General features: G+C 65.4%; 16 protein-coding genes and 1 riboswitch. Of the genes, 11 read left to right on the top strand and 5 right to left on the bottom strand.

All coding sequences use genetic code 11. The features are described from left to right. Nucleotides 1–247 precede the first annotated feature (247 nt). Nucleotides 248–826: a dCTP deaminase gene (dcd, locus tag Q4E95_RS05420; RefSeq protein ID WP_303382343.1), complete on the top strand. Its 579-nt coding sequence runs from the start codon at nt 248–250 to the stop codon at nt 824–826. A gap of 62 nt (nt 827–888) precedes the next feature. Here the strand turns inward: dcd and Q4E95_RS05425 are convergent, their stop codons facing one another. Continuing rightward, nucleotides 889–2,211 (bottom strand): MFS transporter, encoded by a 1,323-nt coding sequence (locus tag Q4E95_RS05425; protein WP_303382344.1) that lies wholly within the window; start codon nt 2,209–2,211, stop codon nt 889–891. 220 nt (nt 2,212–2,431) lie between these two features. Between Q4E95_RS05425 and Q4E95_RS05430 the strand changes: the two genes are divergently transcribed. From Q4E95_RS05430 to Q4E95_RS05475, 10 genes are all read left to right on the top strand, one after another. Next, on the top strand, nt 2,432–5,542 hold the full coding sequence (locus Q4E95_RS05430; RefSeq protein WP_303382345.1) for a Na+/H+ antiporter subunit A: 3,111 nt from the start codon (nt 2,432–2,434) through the stop codon (nt 5,540–5,542). Next, nucleotides 5,539–6,129, top strand: a complete 591-nt coding sequence (locus tag Q4E95_RS05435) for a Na(+)/H(+) antiporter subunit C (protein ID WP_303382346.1) — start codon at nt 5,539–5,541, stop codon at nt 6,127–6,129. Before Q4E95_RS05430 ends, Q4E95_RS05435 begins: the two co-directional genes overlap by 4 nt. Beyond that, a complete protein-coding gene (locus tag Q4E95_RS05440; RefSeq protein ID WP_303382347.1) occupies nt 6,126–7,763 on the top strand; it encodes a Na+/H+ antiporter subunit D in 1,638 nt (545 codons plus the stop codon). Before Q4E95_RS05435 ends, Q4E95_RS05440 begins: the two co-directional genes overlap by 4 nt. Beyond that, a complete protein-coding gene (locus tag Q4E95_RS05445; RefSeq protein ID WP_303382348.1) occupies nt 7,760–8,407 on the top strand; it encodes a Na+/H+ antiporter subunit E in 648 nt (215 codons plus the stop codon). The genes Q4E95_RS05440 and Q4E95_RS05445 overlap by 4 nt, the downstream gene beginning before the upstream one ends. Nucleotides 8,408–8,410: 3 nt before the next feature. After that, complete coding sequence (locus Q4E95_RS05450) at nt 8,411–8,674, top strand: monovalent cation/H+ antiporter complex subunit F (protein ID WP_303382349.1); 264 nt, start codon at nt 8,411–8,413, stop codon at nt 8,672–8,674. Next, nucleotides 8,671–9,036 carry a monovalent cation/H(+) antiporter subunit G gene (gene mnhG / locus Q4E95_RS05455; protein WP_303382350.1) on the top strand — a complete coding sequence of 122 codons (366 nt, stop codon included), beginning with the start codon at nt 8,671–8,673 and terminating at the stop codon, nt 9,034–9,036. Before Q4E95_RS05450 ends, mnhG begins: the two co-directional genes overlap by 4 nt. A 94-nt stretch (nt 9,037–9,130) precedes the next feature. Further along, a complete protein-coding gene (locus tag Q4E95_RS05460) occupies nt 9,131–9,394 on the top strand; it encodes a DUF4235 domain-containing protein (RefSeq protein ID WP_303382351.1) in 264 nt (87 codons plus the stop codon). Between the two features lie 76 nt (nt 9,395–9,470). Beyond that, nucleotides 9,471–9,577, top strand: a riboswitch (TPP riboswitch). A gap of 61 nt (nt 9,578–9,638) precedes the next feature. Further along, on the top strand, nt 9,639–10,256 hold the full coding sequence (locus Q4E95_RS05465; protein WP_303382352.1) for an ECF transporter S component: 618 nt from the start codon (nt 9,639–9,641) through the stop codon (nt 10,254–10,256). Next, the gene (locus tag Q4E95_RS05470; RefSeq protein ID WP_303382353.1) at nt 10,253–11,824 is read left to right on the top strand and encodes an ABC transporter ATP-binding protein; all 1,572 of its coding nucleotides are present in this window, start codon (nt 10,253–10,255) and stop codon (nt 11,822–11,824) included. Before Q4E95_RS05465 ends, Q4E95_RS05470 begins: the two co-directional genes overlap by 4 nt. Further along, complete coding sequence (locus tag Q4E95_RS05475) at nt 11,821–12,618, top strand: energy-coupling factor transporter transmembrane protein EcfT (protein WP_303382354.1); 798 nt, start codon at nt 11,821–11,823, stop codon at nt 12,616–12,618. Before Q4E95_RS05470 ends, Q4E95_RS05475 begins: the two co-directional genes overlap by 4 nt. Before the next feature lie 90 nt (nt 12,619–12,708). On the opposite strand, the gene Q4E95_RS05480 is transcribed toward Q4E95_RS05475, so the two are convergent. From Q4E95_RS05480 to Q4E95_RS05495, 4 genes are all read right to left on the bottom strand, one after another. Then, nucleotides 12,709–13,602 carry an aminotransferase class IV gene (locus tag Q4E95_RS05480; RefSeq protein ID WP_303382355.1) on the bottom strand — a complete coding sequence of 298 codons (894 nt, stop codon included), beginning with the start codon at nt 13,600–13,602 and terminating at the stop codon, nt 12,709–12,711. Next, on the bottom strand, nt 13,599–14,231 hold the full coding sequence (locus Q4E95_RS05485; protein WP_303382356.1) for a uridine kinase: 633 nt from the start codon (nt 14,229–14,231) through the stop codon (nt 13,599–13,601). Before Q4E95_RS05485 ends, Q4E95_RS05480 begins: the two co-directional genes overlap by 4 nt. After that, complete coding sequence (locus Q4E95_RS05490; protein ID WP_368660310.1) at nt 14,228–14,716, bottom strand: low molecular weight protein-tyrosine-phosphatase; 489 nt, start codon at nt 14,714–14,716, stop codon at nt 14,228–14,230. Before Q4E95_RS05490 ends, Q4E95_RS05485 begins: the two co-directional genes overlap by 4 nt. Nucleotides 14,717–14,842: 126 nt before the next feature. Then, the coding region (locus Q4E95_RS05495; protein ID WP_303382358.1) for a BCCT family transporter at nt 14,843–15,608 on the bottom strand (766 nt) is incomplete at its 5' end.

Here is a 15,608-nt window from a genome sequence, read left to right on the forward strand (position 1 = left end):
CGCGTATCAGGCTTGGGAAGCGTGCGCTCTACCATTGAGCTACAGCCGCGCGTTGTATCGATCAGACCTCGCGGCCCGATTGAACGCCACCGAGTCTACAACAACTTCCGCCCGGACTTTCTTCCCGGCCATCTCGTACCCGAGGTGACAGAAGTCATGACCGCGGCCGACGCCCACGTACAACGGGTACGGGGAGGCGCGGTGACCACGGGAGTGCTGACGATTGCCGGTGCATTACCGTGTAAGCGTGCTCATCTCCGATCGTGACATTCGCAGCCTCATGGATTCCGGCCGTGTGCGGCTGGAACCGTACGACCCCGCCATGATCCAGCCCGCCAGCGTGGACGTGCGCCTGGACCGTTGGTTCCGGTTGTTCGACAACCACAAGTACGCGCACATCGATCCCGCCCAGGAACAGCCCGAGCTCACACGGTTGATCGAGGTGGATCCCCACGAACCGTTCGTTCTGCACCCCGGCGAGTTCGTCCTGGGTGCCACGTACGAGAAGGTCACACTCCCCGACGACGTCGCCGCGAGACTCGAGGGCAAATCCTCCCTGGGTAGGTTGGGCCTGCTCACGCACTCCACCGCGGGGTTCATTGATCCGGGTTTCTCCGGGCACGTCACACTGGAGCTGTCCAACATGGCCACGCTGCCCATCAAGCTGTGGCCCGGCTCCAAGGTGGGGCAGCTGTGCTTCTTCCAGCTCTCGTCCGCGGCGGAGCATCCGTACGGCAGCGGGGCCTACGGGAACCGGTATCAGGGACAGCGTGGCCCTACGGCCTCACGGAGCCACGTGAATTTTCACCGCTCGCCGGTCGAGTAACGTGCCGATTCTTGGGCCGACGTTCATATGCGTCTCGACGGATATGACGATCGCCCCGCCGATCAGACCTGAACGGTCGTGAAGCCCTTGGGCGGCTTGGGTGTGAACAGCAGCAGGAGCAGTCCCACGCCCACCACGCTCAGGATCCCGAGGACGCCCCAGATCTGGGCGCCGAAGGCGGTGACGAAAATACCGAACATGGTGGGCGCCAGGAAGCTCACCGCTCGGCCCGTGGTCGCGTAGAGGCCGTACATCTCGCCGTCCCGACCGGACGGGGTCAGTCGGCCCAGGTAGGTTCGCGACGCCGCTTGAGCCGGTCCCACGAACAAGCACAGGGCCAGGCCGCACACCCAGAACGCGGTGGGTCCCTCCCAGAACAACAAGACGGAACCGGCGACCATGATGCCGAGCAACGACACGACGATCACCGCGCGGGGGCCGGCGGCGTCGTCGAACCTGCCGCCCACGATCGCACCGAGGGCCGCGGCGATATTGGCGACCACCGCGAAAATGATCACCTCGGACATCGAAAACCCGAACGTTCCGGCCGCGAGCACGCCGCCGAACGTGAAGATGCCCGCGAGTCCGTCGCGAAAAATGGCCGAGGACAGCAAGAAATACACGGTGGCGGGGGAGCGGCGCCAGACGCGGGCGATCGTCCGGAAGAGCTCCCCGTAGGACGCCAGGATGCCCCGACGAGGAGTGGGTGCCGCGACGTCGTCGGCGATCTCGAGGCAGCGGTAGGGCATGGTCCGGGCCCGCAGCATCAGGGGCAGGCAGAACGCCAGAACCCACGCGGCGCTGAACAGGGCCACGGAGCGGTAATTGAGGGCGTGGTCGGTCGGGATGCCCAGGAACCCCGGCTGAACGAAACCGAAGAGCACGAATGCCAGCGCCACGATGCCACCCAGGTAACCGGCACCCCAGCCCCAGCCGGAGACCGCACCGATTTTTTGGGGTCCGGCCAGGCCGGGGAGCATGGCGTTGTAGCTGACCTCGGCAAATTCGGCCACGATGCTCGCGATGGCGATCATTGCAACGCCGAAGACCAGGAACGAGGGTTCGGGTCGGGCGAAGAACGCCAGACCGGTGAAGAGCGCAAGTAACACGGTGTTGACGCCGAGGAACCGGGAACGGGAACGGGGCGCGTCGGAGCGCTGGCCGATCAACGGGGCGGTCAGGGCAATGAAGAAACCCGCAATGGCCATGCCCGCGCTCAGGACGGCCGATGTGTGCTCGGGGGAACCGAAGGACGAACTGGTGAGGTACACCGTGAAGACGAAGGTGAGCATGATTGCGTGGAACGCGGAGGAACCCGTGTCCCACAAGCACCAGGCGAGGACCTGTGTGCGTGTTCCCGTGGTCTCCCGCGCTTGAATGGTCATGGCCCCAGACTAGGGCCCGTCGAACGGGCCGCGGGTCAAGAATTGGCCAGCGTGGCGTGCGCTGTCCGACGTGGAGTTCACCCACAGGTAAATGCGGACGCGGCATATGCGCGCTTTGTTAGGCTTAACAGGATTCTTCCGACCCGTGCGTTGTGGGTAGAGCCGTGCCCTCGCGGGGTCATGTCCACCTGTCCGTGACCTCCAGAGAGGTTAGGTTCTCATGCTCGCTGTGTTGCTCATTCACGGCCTTGCAGCCCTGTGTGCACCAGCGATCCTCAAACGAACCGGGCGTTCGGGTTTCTACGCCGTGGCGCTCGTGCCGCTCGGCTCGCTGATCTGGCTGTTCACCCAGACCCCTCGCGTTTACTCCGGGGAGACCAACGAGTGGTACAGCACCCTCGAGTGGATCCCCCAGCTGGGGATCACGCTGTCCTTCCGCATGGATGCGCTGGCCTACATGATGTGCCTGCTGATCCTGGGCGTGGGCGCGCTGGTGCTGATGTACTGCGCGCGCTACTTCAAGTCCGACGCCGATGGCATCGGCGCGTTCGCCGCGCAGCTGGTGGCCTTCGCGGGAGCCATGTTCGGTCTGGTCACCGCGGATGACCTCTTGGTGCTGTTCGTCTTCTGGGAAATCACCTCGGTCCTGTCGTTCCTGCTGATCAGCTACTCGCGCACCAAGCTCGCCGCCCGCCGCGCCGCGCTGCAAGCGCTCGTGGTCACCACCGCGGGTGGCCTGGCCATGCTCGTGGGCATGATCATGCTCGGCGAGGCCGCCGGGACCTACCGGGTGTCGCAGATCGTCGACGCCGCCCCCGAACTGATGGCCTCGTCGGCCACCATCAACGCCGCCATTGTCTTGCTCCTGGCCGGCGCGATCTCCAAGTCGGCGCTGTTCCCCACCCACTTCTGGCTCCCCGCGGCCATGGCGGCACCCACCCCGGTGTCCGCCTACTTGCATGCCGCGGCCATGGTCAAGGCCGGTATCTACCTGGTGGCGCGTTTCGCCCCGGGCTTTGCCGCGACCGACTGGTGGTTACCCATCACGGTGTCCCTGGGCCTGGGCACCATGATCTTCGGTGGTTGGGTTGCCCTGCGCCAGTACGACCTCAAACTCATCCTGGCCTACGGCACGGTCAGCCAGTTGGGCTTCATCACCGCCGTCATCAGCTTCGGTTCAGCCGACACCGCCATGGCCGGAATGGGAATGGTCATGGCGCACGGTCTGTTCAAGGCCACCTTGTTCCTGTGCGTGGGCATCATTGACCACCAGGCGGGAACCCGTGACATCCGCAGACTCTCGGGCGTGGGACGCAGCGCCCCCAAGCTCTTGGTGGTCTCGCTCATCGGCGCCGCTTCCATGGCCGGTGTGCCGCCGTTGTTCGGCTTCGTGACCAAGGAAGCCGTGCTCACCGGTCTCGTGGACCACAGCGGTGAGCCGCTGGGCATGATCCTGCTCGTGGGCGTGGTCGTTGGTTCCATCCTGACCTTTGCGTACAGCGCCCGGTTCATGTGGGGTGGCTTTGCCCGCAAGTCGGGCCAATTCTCCGACCTGGACACCGCGGCAGACGGCCAATCGGTCATCGGTGATTTCAAACCCGCGCCGTGGGGTTTCATGGTGGCCCCAACCGTTCTCGCCGTCCTGACCGTGGTGTTCGGTCTCTTCCCCGGGCCCATGGAAGCCGGCATCAAGCCCTACCAGGAGGAGTTCGCGGACGTCGCCGAGTCCGGCGTGCACCTGGTGCTGTGGCACGGTTTCACAGTGGCCCTCGGATTGTCCGCGCTGATCATTGCGGTGGGTGCGGTGCTGCACCTCGCACGCCGTCACGTGAAACAGTTCCAGGACAAGCTGCCCGAGGTCCCCACGGGTGACTTCGTTTACCGCAAGATCGTCAACGCCCTGGACCTGGTGGCCGTGTGGGTCACCGGCCGCACCCAGCGTGGTTCGCTGAAGTTCTACCTGTCCGTCATCCTGGTCACCGCCATCGTGGTGCCCTTGGTTGCATTGTTCTGGTACGAGACCCCTCCGCTGGCCGACACCCGTTACGCGGATTCCCCGGGGCAGCTGGTCACCGGTATCGGCATGATCATTGCGGCGCTGCTGGTGCTCACCGCCGGTAAGCGGTTCCTGGCCGTGTTGCTGGTGTCCGTGACCGGTTACGGGCTGGCGTTGATCTTCGCCCTGCAAGGCGCCCCCGATCTGGCGCTGACCCAGACGCTCGTGGAGACCATCATGCTGGTGGCCTTCGTCCTGGCGTTGCGTTCGCTGCCCGGCCCGCTGTGGAATCGCCGTCCCGCCGGTCGTAAGGCCCTCCGGGTGATCTTCTCGGTGGTGTTCGGCCTGTTCATGATGGCCCTGGCCGCTTTCTCGATCTCGTCCCGTTCCGCCGAGCGGATTTCCCTGGAGCTGCCGCGCCTGGCCTACGAGCAGGGCAACGGCGCCAACGTGGTCAACGTGATCCTCGTCGACATCCGCGCCTGGGACACCTTTGGTGAGATCACCGTTCTGGTGGTCGCGGCCACCGGTATTGCTTCCTTGATCTTCGTGAAGAGCCGCGGTGACCGGCTGCGCAGCGAACGCCATCAGCTTGACACGTCTGAGCTGAAGATCATCCGCAGCATGAATGCCGCGGCACACTCCCAGAACGTGAACACCGAGCAACTGGACCTCGCGCGGCGGTTCACCTCGCGCCCGGAGGCAGACCCGTTCATCCTGGCCGGGCGCACCCTGGCACCCGAACGCCGCTCCATCATTTTCGAAGTGATTGCCCGGTTGCTGTTCCACACCTTCATGATGGTGTCCATTTACCTGCTGATCGCCGGTCACAACGACCCAGGCGGTGGTTTTGCCGGTGGCCTCATGGCTGCCCTGGCGCTCACGCTGCGTTATCTGGCCGGTGGCCGTTACGAACTGGAGCGAGCCACCCCCGTCAACGCCGGTTGGATGTTGGGCGCGGGCCTGGCCATCGCCTCGCTCTACGCAATAGCGCCCGTCCTGTTCGGCGGCACGGTCATGCAGAGCTACACGTTCGAATGGGACATGATCATTTTCGGCCACGTGAAGTTCGTGACCTCGGTGATCTTCGACGTCGGTGTGTACCTGATCGTGATCGGCCTGGTCCTGGACATCCTCCGCTCCCTGGGCGGTCGCATCGACGAGCGGAAGGAACGAGAGGCCTTCGACGGCGCCGCCAAGGAGGGCCGCGGTTCCCGCATCCGCGTGACCCGAACCGGCCCGTCCGTGTCCGCGCACCGCGTGGATGACTCCGAGCCGTCCAATGCTTCCGGTGTTCCGGCCCGGGGCAGCAACCCCTCGGAGGTGCAGGGATGACTGTCAACGTGATATTGCTCCTGGTCATGGGCGTGCTGTATTCCGTGGGCGTGTACCTGCTCCTGGAACGTTCCCTGACCCGCGTGCTGCTCGGCATCATGCTCCTGACCAACGGGACCAACTTGTTGATCCTGCACGCGGGCGGGGTCCCGGGATTCGCGCCGCTCTATGATTCCGAGCTCGACGGTTCCGAGTACTCCGACCCCCTACCGCAAGCATTGATTCTCACGGCAATCGTGATTTCGCTGGCCACCACGGCGTTCATCCTGAGCATGATCTACCGCTCCTGGACCCTGGCGCGTCGCGACGAGATCCAGGACGACCTGGAAGACCGCTTTGTCGCCCAGCAGCCCGCCTACGACGCCGAGGACGACGACGCCCTGCCCCAGGACTCCTCCGAATTCACCGATTCGGATGAGCCAAGGGGACGCGCACGCCACAACGAAGAGGAAGCAACTGAGTCCCCAGGACATCACCGAGCACACCACCTGGCTGCGCCGTCGTCCCCGGACTACGTGGAGCACACCGAGGGCCAACGCTTCGAGGGCCACGGGCCCGAGGACACCGGAAGGGAGGAACGGTCATGAGCTATGACTTCGCACAGCTGGCTCCGCTGGCCGTGGTGATTCCGTTCCTGGGTGCCGCGATGAACCTGCTGATCGTGCACCGGAACCGGTTGCAACGTTTTGTGACCATCGGCGCCATGAGCGCGACCCTGGCCCTGAACGTGCTGATCATGATCACCGTGTGGAACCAGGGGCCGCAGGCCGTCCACCTGGGTGAGTGGGCGGCGCCCTTCGGCATTGTGATGGTCGTGGACCAACTGTCCGCGCTGATGCTCGTGGTCTCGGTGGTCGTGTCGCTGGCGGTGTTGATCTACGCCGCGGGTGAGGGCGTCGCTGACGGAGACGACGAAGGCCCCATCTCGATTTTCTACCCCACCTTCTTGATCCTGGTGGCCGGTGTTTCCAATGCGTTCCTGGCCGGAGACCTGTTCAACCTGTACGTGGGTTTCGAGATCCTGCTGACCGCCTCCTACGTCTTGCTGACCATGGGCGGAACGGTGCAGCGCATCCGCGCCGGTGTCACGTACGTGGTGGTCTCGGTGATCTCCTCCGTGCTGTTCCTGATCTCGATCAGCATGATTTACGGCGCCACGGGCACCGTGAACATGGCCGATCTCTCCGTGAAGCTGGCGGACCTGCCGCAGGGCACCCAAATGCAGCTGCACCTGATGCTGCTCATCGCGTTCGGAGTGAAGGCCGCGGTCTTCCCGCTGTCGTTCTGGTTGCCCGACTCCTACCCGACCGCCTCCGCGCCGGTGACCGCCGTGTTCGCGGGTCTGTTGACCAAGGTGGGCGTCTACTCGATCATCCGTACCGAGACACTGCTGTTCCCCGGAACGCAGATCAACGGGCTCTTGATGTGGGTTGCCCTGCTCACCATGGTGGTGGGCATTCTGGGTGCACTGGCGCAGATCGACATCAAACGTATGCTCTCGTTCACGTTGATCAGTCACATCGGGTACATGATCTTCGGTATCGCGGTGGGGACCGAGGAAGCACTGGCGGCGGTGGTCTACTACATTGCCCACCACATCGTGATCCAAACCAGCCTGTTCCTGGTCGCGGGTCTGATCGAGCGGCGCGGTGGCTCCACCAACGTGGATCGACTCGCGGGCATGCTCAAAATTTCACCGTTGCTGGGCATCCTGTACATGATCCCGGCCCTGAACCTGGGCGGTATTCCCCCGTTCTCCGGGTTCCTGGGCAAGGTGGGGCTCCTGGAAGCGGGTGTGAGCCGTGGAACCGGCTTGGATTACCTGCTGGTCGGTGTCAGCGTGTTCGTGTCGCTGCTGACCCTGCTGGCACTGGTCCGCGTGTGGATTCGCGTGTTCCTGCGCAGCGTGGATGATGCCGAGTACCCGGACCCCGTGCTGCGCTCGACCACGGTGGACGGCAAGCAACCCCGGACCTCAGGCCCCGCCGAACGTGCCGGGTCCAGCACGTTCGCCGGCCGAGGCGCCGTGTTGCTCATGCCGAGTTTCATGGTGGGCGCAACGACCGCTCTGGTGGCGGTCGGTGTGGCCCTCACGGTCTTCGCGGGCCCGCTGTTCGACCTGGCCGACAACGCCTCACAGAACCTGATACACCCGGATCGCTACATCGACGCCGTCTTCGCCCCGGCGGGCCAGGGTGGCGTGAGTGAGGAGGCGCAGTGAGTACTTCCCCCACCCAGAAGCGTTTTCAAAGTACGTTCCGCGCCGACATCCCGCTGCTGCTGTGGCTGGTCGTGGTGTGGGGCGCGCTCTGGGGCGATTGGCGCCTGGGGAACTTGGTCTTCGGGCTGATCCTGGCCTTCATCGTGACCCGCGCGCTCACCTTGCCACCCATTGAACTGTCCGGACGATTCAACGTGCTCCACTTCGCGGTGTTCGTGGTGTCCTTCATTTGGCAGGTGGCCACGGCGAGTTTCCACGTGTTCAAGTTGGCACTCGTTCAGGGACCTGCCGTGCAGAACGCCGTGGTCGGCGTGAGATTGCGGCAGAACAATGACCTGTTGATGACCGCCGTGGGGCACACCATGGCCTTGATCCCCGGTTCGCTGGTGATCGAGGTCGATCGCGGTTCGGGCATCCTGTACTTCCACGTCCTGGACGTCGCCAACAAGAAACAGGCCGAGATCTTCCGCGAGTCAGCACTGCGGGTCGAGGCCGCGTGGATCCGCATCATGGGCAGCAAGGAAGACCTGCGCGCCCTGAAACAGGAGACCGGAGGCAATGAGACGACCACGACCGGAATGATTCATTCGCCGACCACTCAGATGTATCGCACCGGTGGCGGGCCCGAGCGGGGAGAGGAGTAAACCGTGTTCGAGATAGCCGTGTGGATCTGCGGGGTCTTCCTGGTACTGGCCGCGGCCGGGGCCATTTATCGCCTCGCCAAGGGCCCCTCCCTCCTGGATCGAGTCATTGCCAGTGACGTGTTGCTGGCCATTGTCGGGGCGTCCCTTGCCATCGAGATGGTTTACAACCATCACATGAACAACATTTTCCTCTTGGTCATCGTCTCGCTGGTCGGCTTCTTGGGCTCCGTGACCGTGGCGCGTAACGCGGGAACGGGGAAGTCATGACGTGGGAACTGATTCTGGATGTCGTCGCAGCCGTGTGCATGGTGGTGGGGTGCCTGATGTCGCTGGCCGCGGCGGTGGGTCTGGTGCGTTTCCCGGACCTGCTCTCCCGTATGCACGCCGGTACCAAGCCCCAGGTCTTCGGCCTGCTGCTGTTACTGACCGCGGTGGGCATTGAGGGGCGCGACCCCGCAATGATTCCGTTGCTGATCCTGGCGTGGTTGTTCATGCTGCTGACGGTCCCCGTCTCCGCCCACATGGTGGGTCGGTCGGCGTACCGGTCCAAGCACCTGCGCGAGGAAAACCTCACCCAGGACGACCTCAAGAACGTGATCGAGTACGCGAGTACCAGGCGTGACGACTAAAAATCTCGGCCCGTGGCGGGCCGAGGTGGTCGAAGAACCAGCAACTGCTTCGTATGCTTAGTGAAGCAGCGAGAACCGTGAAGAGGAGCTTTCAATGAGCAAAATGTACGATTTGGCCGGCACCGCAGCATCACTGGGCGGCGTGGCACTGTCCAACAAGGTGCTGACCGCGGGCTGGAAAAAGGTTACGGGTAACGAGCCCCCCGCCAAGAACCCGGACCCGGACGAGGCCTGGCGCGACATCATCGTGTGGGCCCTTCTGACCGGTCTTGTGGGCACGCTCATCAAGGTGGGTATCCAGCGCGCCATCGCCAAGATGGACAGTGACCAGGACAACACGTCGCAGAGCGAGATCTAAATTTTCCGACTGCCGGAAGCGGCGGGGGTGCGTCCAGCGGACGCGACCCCGCCGCTTCTTTTGGTCTAGGATGAGGCATTAACGACAGGGGAGCGCCCGAGCGGCGCTGAGAGTGCGCACCAGCGCAGACCCTCGAACCTGATCCGGTTCATACCGGCGCTAGGGAGTCGAGCATCTCAAAGGACCCGTGCGCGGCCCGTGCGCGGTTCTTTCCCCTCCTGTACTCATCAGGAGGATGAACATCATGACCCAGGTCAAATCCAGGACCGCCCGTCCACAGCGGAAATCCCCCAAGAAGTCGTGGCGCGTGGTGGACATCGTGGTGGCTGCGGTGCTGGCCGCACTGTGCGCCGTCGTCTTCTGGGCGTGGGCCAACCTGTTGTACCCGGTGGCGACCACCGCTGCGGTTGCTTACCCGCCGGCCACCGGCCTGATCGGCGGCGGTTGGCTGATCGCCGGCACCCTGGGGGCACTGATCATCCGCAAGCCCGGAGCCGCGATTTTCTGCGAACTTATCGCCGCCGTCCTGGAAGGCTTCCTGGGCACCCACTTCGGCTGGCCGGTGGTGTTCTCGGGTTTGATCCAGGGTGCCGCCGTGGAGATCGTGTTCCTGCTGAGCCGTTATCGTCGCTTCGGCCCGGCCGCCGCGGCGGCAGGTGGTGCGCTTGCGGGACTGGTCATGGGAATCAACGAAAGCATCATCTACAACTACGAATGGGCCTTCGACCAGCGAGTGGTTTATACGGCTCTCACCACCCTCTCGGGTGCGGTCATCGCCGGGATCTTGATGTGGCTGGTCACCCGGGCGCTGCAGAGGACGGGCGTGCTCAACGGGTTGGCCTCCGGCGCCGCACGACGATGAACGCGCACGTGGCCGTGGAGCAGCGCGGGGCGGACGTGGTGCTCACGGATTTCGGGTGGCACTACCCCGGCCGTGAGGAACCGTCCCTGCGCTGCGTGAGCGCTCGGATCCGGCCGGGCGAGCGTGTGCTGCTGCTGGGCCCGTCCGGAGCCGGTAAGTCCACGCTGCTGCAGGCCATGGCCGGTGTGGAACAGGATCCTGACGGCGAATCCCGCTCCGGGGAACTCACCGTCAACGGCGTGGATCCGCGCGACGCGCGCGGATCGGTGGGCTTCATGCACCAAGATCCCGAGACGCAGGTCATTTTGGGGCGCGTGGGCGACGACGTCGCTTTCGGCCTCGAGAATCTCGCCGTACCTCGCGACCAGATCTGGCCCCGGGTGGAGGCAGCGCTTGCCGAGGTCGGGTTGGACCTCCCGCTCGATCACTCCACCACCTCGCTGTCCGGGGGGCAGAAGCAGCGCCTGGCGTTGGCCGGAACCATGGCCATGCGCCCACAGCTCCTCCTGCTCGATGAACCCACCGCCAGCGTGGATGAACGGGGCGCGGTCGAATTGCGCGACGCGGTGGACCGTGCGGTGTCACAGGCGGGCACCACGATGATCGTGGTCGAGCACCGAGTCGGCCTCTGGGAATCCGTGGTGGACCGGGTGCTGGTGCTCGACGACTACGGGAGCGTAGCGTTCGACGGTCCGACCCGCGAGGTCCTCGTGGACGCGCGCGAACTCTTGCAACGGCAGGGTACGTGGGTTCCGGACTGGACACCGTCCACCATTCCCGCCCCGGCGCACGGCCAGCAGGCAACGCCGCTGCTGGAGGTCCACGACCTGGCCGTGAGCCGAACCCAGCCGAGCGCGCGAGCGGTGGCGCGGCGGCGTCGTCGGGCGCGTAAAGCCTGGTCCCGCGGAACACCGGGACGGAACGAGATATGCGCTACCGAGAATGTTGTGCCGGTCGCCCACAACATCACCCTGACCGTGCGCGCGGGCCAGGCCCTGGCCGTCACGGGCGAGAACGGCGCCGGGAAGTCCACGCTGGCGCTGACATTGGCGGGATTGCTCTTGCCGTGCGCGGGAACCGTGAAAGCCACGCGGGCTCTTGCCGGGAACGCTCCCGCTGACCCCTCGCTCTGGGAGGGAACGGAGCTCATCACCCGCATCGGCAGTGTCTTCCAGCACCCGGAGCATCAGTTCCTCTGCTCGTCCGTGCGGGCCGAACTTGAATACGGGCCGCTCCGGACGGCCCGCCGCGGTACCGACTCGGGGCTGGACGAGACGCGCATTGACACCCTGCTGCGCCGTCTGGACCTGGCGGAGATCCAGGACGCCAACCCGTTCACACTGTCCGGCGGGCAGAAACGGCGGCTATCGGTGGCGACCGTGCTGGCCTCCGCCCCGCAGGTGCTCATCCTCGACGAGCCCACGTTCGGCCAGGACGCGCAGACCTGGCGTGAGCTGGTCGACATGCTCGTCGAAGAGATGGAACGGGGCACCGCCGTGGTGGCCGTGACCCACGACCGCGAACTCATCAAGGCCCTCCACGCGGTGGAAGTGAGGTTGGGAGCATGAGCGTGAGCGCCATTGCCGATTCCGTCCGAGTCAGTCCCATGGGCCGTTCCAACGCGGTGGTCAAACTCCTGGGTGCCTTGCTCATCACCGTGGTGCTGGTCGTGAGCGCGGACCCCGTGACCAGCGGTCTTGCCCTGCTGGGCCAACTGGTGTTGCTGGCCGCCGCAGGGCAGAAACCCCTGCGTCTGCTGGTCACCCTGTGGCCCATCACCGTGGCGGCACTGATCAGCGGGTGGGGCACCGCCATGCTGTCCCCGGAGGGCGGAACCGAGCTGGTGAACCTGGGCTGGATCACGGTGACCACGGGCTCGCTGGCCGCCGGTGCGGCCATTGCGCTGCGTGGCCTGGCCATTGCGCTGCCCGGTATCACGGTGCTGCTCACCACCGACCCCACCGACCTGGCCGACGGGTTGGCGCAGACCCTGCGACTGCCCGAACGATTTGTACTGGCCTCGCTGGCGGCGTTGCGACTGGTCGAGGTCATGGTCAAGGAATGGTCCGTGCTCGCTTCGGCCCGGCGCGCACGCGGCGCCGGCAATGATCACGGACCCGTGGGCACGGCCAAGGAATTCGGGGGGCAGGCATTCACCCTGCTGGTCCAGTCACTGCGCCGCGCCACACGCCTGGCCATGACCATGGAAGCGCGCGGATTCGGAGCCGGAAAGCGCACGTGGGCGCGCGTTCCCCACTACGGCCGCGTGGATCTCTACACGGCTGGGGCCGCCGTGCTGATCGCCCTCGGGGCCCTGGGCGTGTCACTGCTGTTGGGAACCCACAGGTTCATCTGGCAGTAGCGGGCCCGCCATTGTGTCACTCGGGTACGCCCTCCACGGTGGGGCGTGGCGGGGTGATTGATCCGCCGGGGTAGTTGTGTACTCGGCGGGTCAGTGACCCACCAGGTACCCGGTCAGCAGCTGTGTGAGGTCGCGGGTGTGGGGCAGCGGTTGCTGGTCCAGGCGCACCACGGGCACCGCGAGCCGCACGGACGAGGTGAGCCAGACGGCGTCCGCGCGCAGCAGGTCCGCCGGGTAGAGCGGACCGTAATCAATGCGCCAGCCATCCTTGCGCGCCGCCGCGAAAATCCGCGCCTGGGACGTGCCCGGCAGGATCCCGTGCGAGGGCTCCGGGGTCACCAGGGTGCGCTCGCCGCGCCCCGTGCGGGCGCAGATCACGGACGACGTCGCGGCCTCCAGGACGCGGCGATCGGTCGAGGTGGTGAAAATGGCCTCGTCCGCGCCCAGGTCCCGCGCATGGCGAAGTGCGGCCATGTTGACCGCGTAGGACAGGGTCTTGGCGCCGGGCAGCAACCACGCGCAGCCGGAGTCCTCGGCGGGGTCGTGACCGCGCTGCAGCAGAACGGCGGCCACACCGTTGCGCCGCACGGCAAAGGTTTTTTCGCCGACGGGGGTCACCGTGAGCCAGGCCCACGGGGCACCACCGGGGGCGCCGCGGCTGATACTGAGTTTGATCGAGTGCTCCGCACCCAAACCTGCGTTGCCCCCCGGGCCCGCGTTCTCCAGACCCAGCGCAATGGCGGTGCGGCAGGAATCCTCGGACGGCACCGGGAGCTGGGCCAGCCGGGCGGAGGTGCACAACCGCCGATAATGCGCACCGAACTTGTAGACCTCGCCCTCCAGGGCATGCATGGTCTCGAACACCCCGTCACCACGGGTCAGGCCCTCGTCATCGATCAGCACGAGCGGCTGTACGGGATCCACCAGGTGGGGCTGCCGATCCACGGGGGCCATCATGACCACTGCGCGTTGGGCCTCGCTCATGACCGGCCCCGTTCACCGTTGGAAGATGCCGCGGCGTCGGGGACCGGGCCGGGGTGCAGGACATCCGCGTTCTCCCAGACCGGATCGGCAGCAAGATAGGACTCTTCCTGTTCCGCCCACGCGTCCCAGAACTTTTCGTAGGATCGGCCGTCGCGTTCCATGGCGCGCAGCTTTCGTGACGCGGCCGGCAGCTCGATCCACACCGAGGTGTCGAGCAGCGGCCGGGCCAGTTCATTGCACGCGCCCACGCCTTCCACCAGGACGATTTCCGCGGCCCGGGTCAGTCGTGGAGTGCCGGGTTCATTGGTCAACCAATCCCACGCGGTCCAATGGGCGTCCTCCCCGCGGCGCAGTGGCTGAAGCACTTCGCGCACAAAGGTGTCCATGCCCTGCGCCAGGCCGTTCCACCCCGGGTAGATGTCCTCCAAATGAAACACCGTGACGTCGTGCCGGCGCTCGAGTACGGCGGCCAGCTGCGCCGTGAGGCTGGTCTTCCCGGCACCGGACCGACCGTCGATGCCGATGATGAACGGCCGCTGTGTGGGCACGGGAAGCAGCCGTGCGAGATTCACGCCGTCGGGGTAGGCCGCGAACAGGGCGTCGTCGAAGTTCTCCTCGGGATCGATCACCGTCTCGTCAGCCTTTGCGAGACCTCGGAGACCACGTGCGGGGCGGCCGCGCGGATCTGCTCCCAGGCCAGGTCGAAGTCATCGGCGCCGCCGTACCAGGGATCGGCGATGTCCAGGTCGTTGTCGTGGAAATCCTCGGCGCCGAACGAGCGCATGAGCCGTACCTGGTCTGCCTGCTCATCCCCCAGCCGACGCCGCAGTTCCGCTTGGTGCGCGGCGGTCATGGCCAGCAACAGATCCGCATCCCGGAGCTCATCGTCGGTAATGCGGTGGGCCTGGTGGTCGGGCAACTCGAGGTCGTTACGGGCCAGTACGGTCGCAGCGCGGGAGTCCACGGGATTGCCGTGTTCCTCATCGCTGATTCCGGCGGACATCACGCTCACCTGATCCTGCAATCCGGCGGCGGACAGCTGCGCATCGAGCAGGGCATGGGCCATGGGGGAGCGGCAAATGTTGCCGGTGCACACCGTGACGATTTTGAACATGACCTCCACTCTACGAAACTTCCCACGGATGTGGCGGGTCCGGGCCATCTCAAGCCACACAAATGAGGGCCCGGTACCGATCGGTACCGGGCCCCCGGGGCAAAGCAGCGGGCTATTGACTGCCGTCTACTGCAGAGTGGATGATTCCTTGCCCCGCTGCCAGGGGGCCTTCTCGTTCGGGGTGGTTTCCGCAATGTCGTCCGCGGGAGATGACGACCAAGCGGTCTGGTACTCGAAGTCGATCTCCTTGCCCTCCTCATCCGTCTGGCGGTACCACTCGGTCACGGACGGGTCGTGCGAGTCGAAGTCCTGACCCGCCGCGCGGTGGCCTTCGGCGTGCTCCACCTGCAGGGCGAAGTCATCACCGTGTTCGGCCAGACCCGTGGAAACGGCCTTGTCCACGGCGGACGAGGCGAAGCGCGAACGCAGGGTAGCGGGATCCTTGCGGAGGTCCTTGAAGAGCGAAATCATCATGCCCGCCATGATGATCGCGAACGGCAGTGCGGAGACGATCACCAGGTTCTGCATGCCGGCCAGGGCGTTGTCGCCACCCACCAGCAACATCACAATGGCGATACCGGCCAGACACAGGCCCCAGAAAATCACGATCCACTTGGCCGGGACGGGCTTGCCCTTCTGCGTCATGGTGCCCATGACCACGGAGGCCGAGTCCGCGCTGGTGACAAAGAAGATGCCGATCACGATCATGGCCAACACGGAGGTGATGGCGGACAACGGCAACTGGTCCAGCAGACCGAACAACATGGACTCCGCGCCGTTCGCCACGGTCAGATCCGCACCGTTCTGCGCGTAGTACATGGCCGAGCCACCGAAGATGATGAACCACAGGACACACACGGACGCCGGCACCACGAGCACCACGGTCACGAAC

This window comes from Kocuria sp. (assembly GCF_030536815.1).
Classification (GTDB): domain Bacteria; phylum Actinomycetota; class Actinomycetes; order Actinomycetales; family Micrococcaceae; genus Kocuria; species Kocuria gwangalliensis.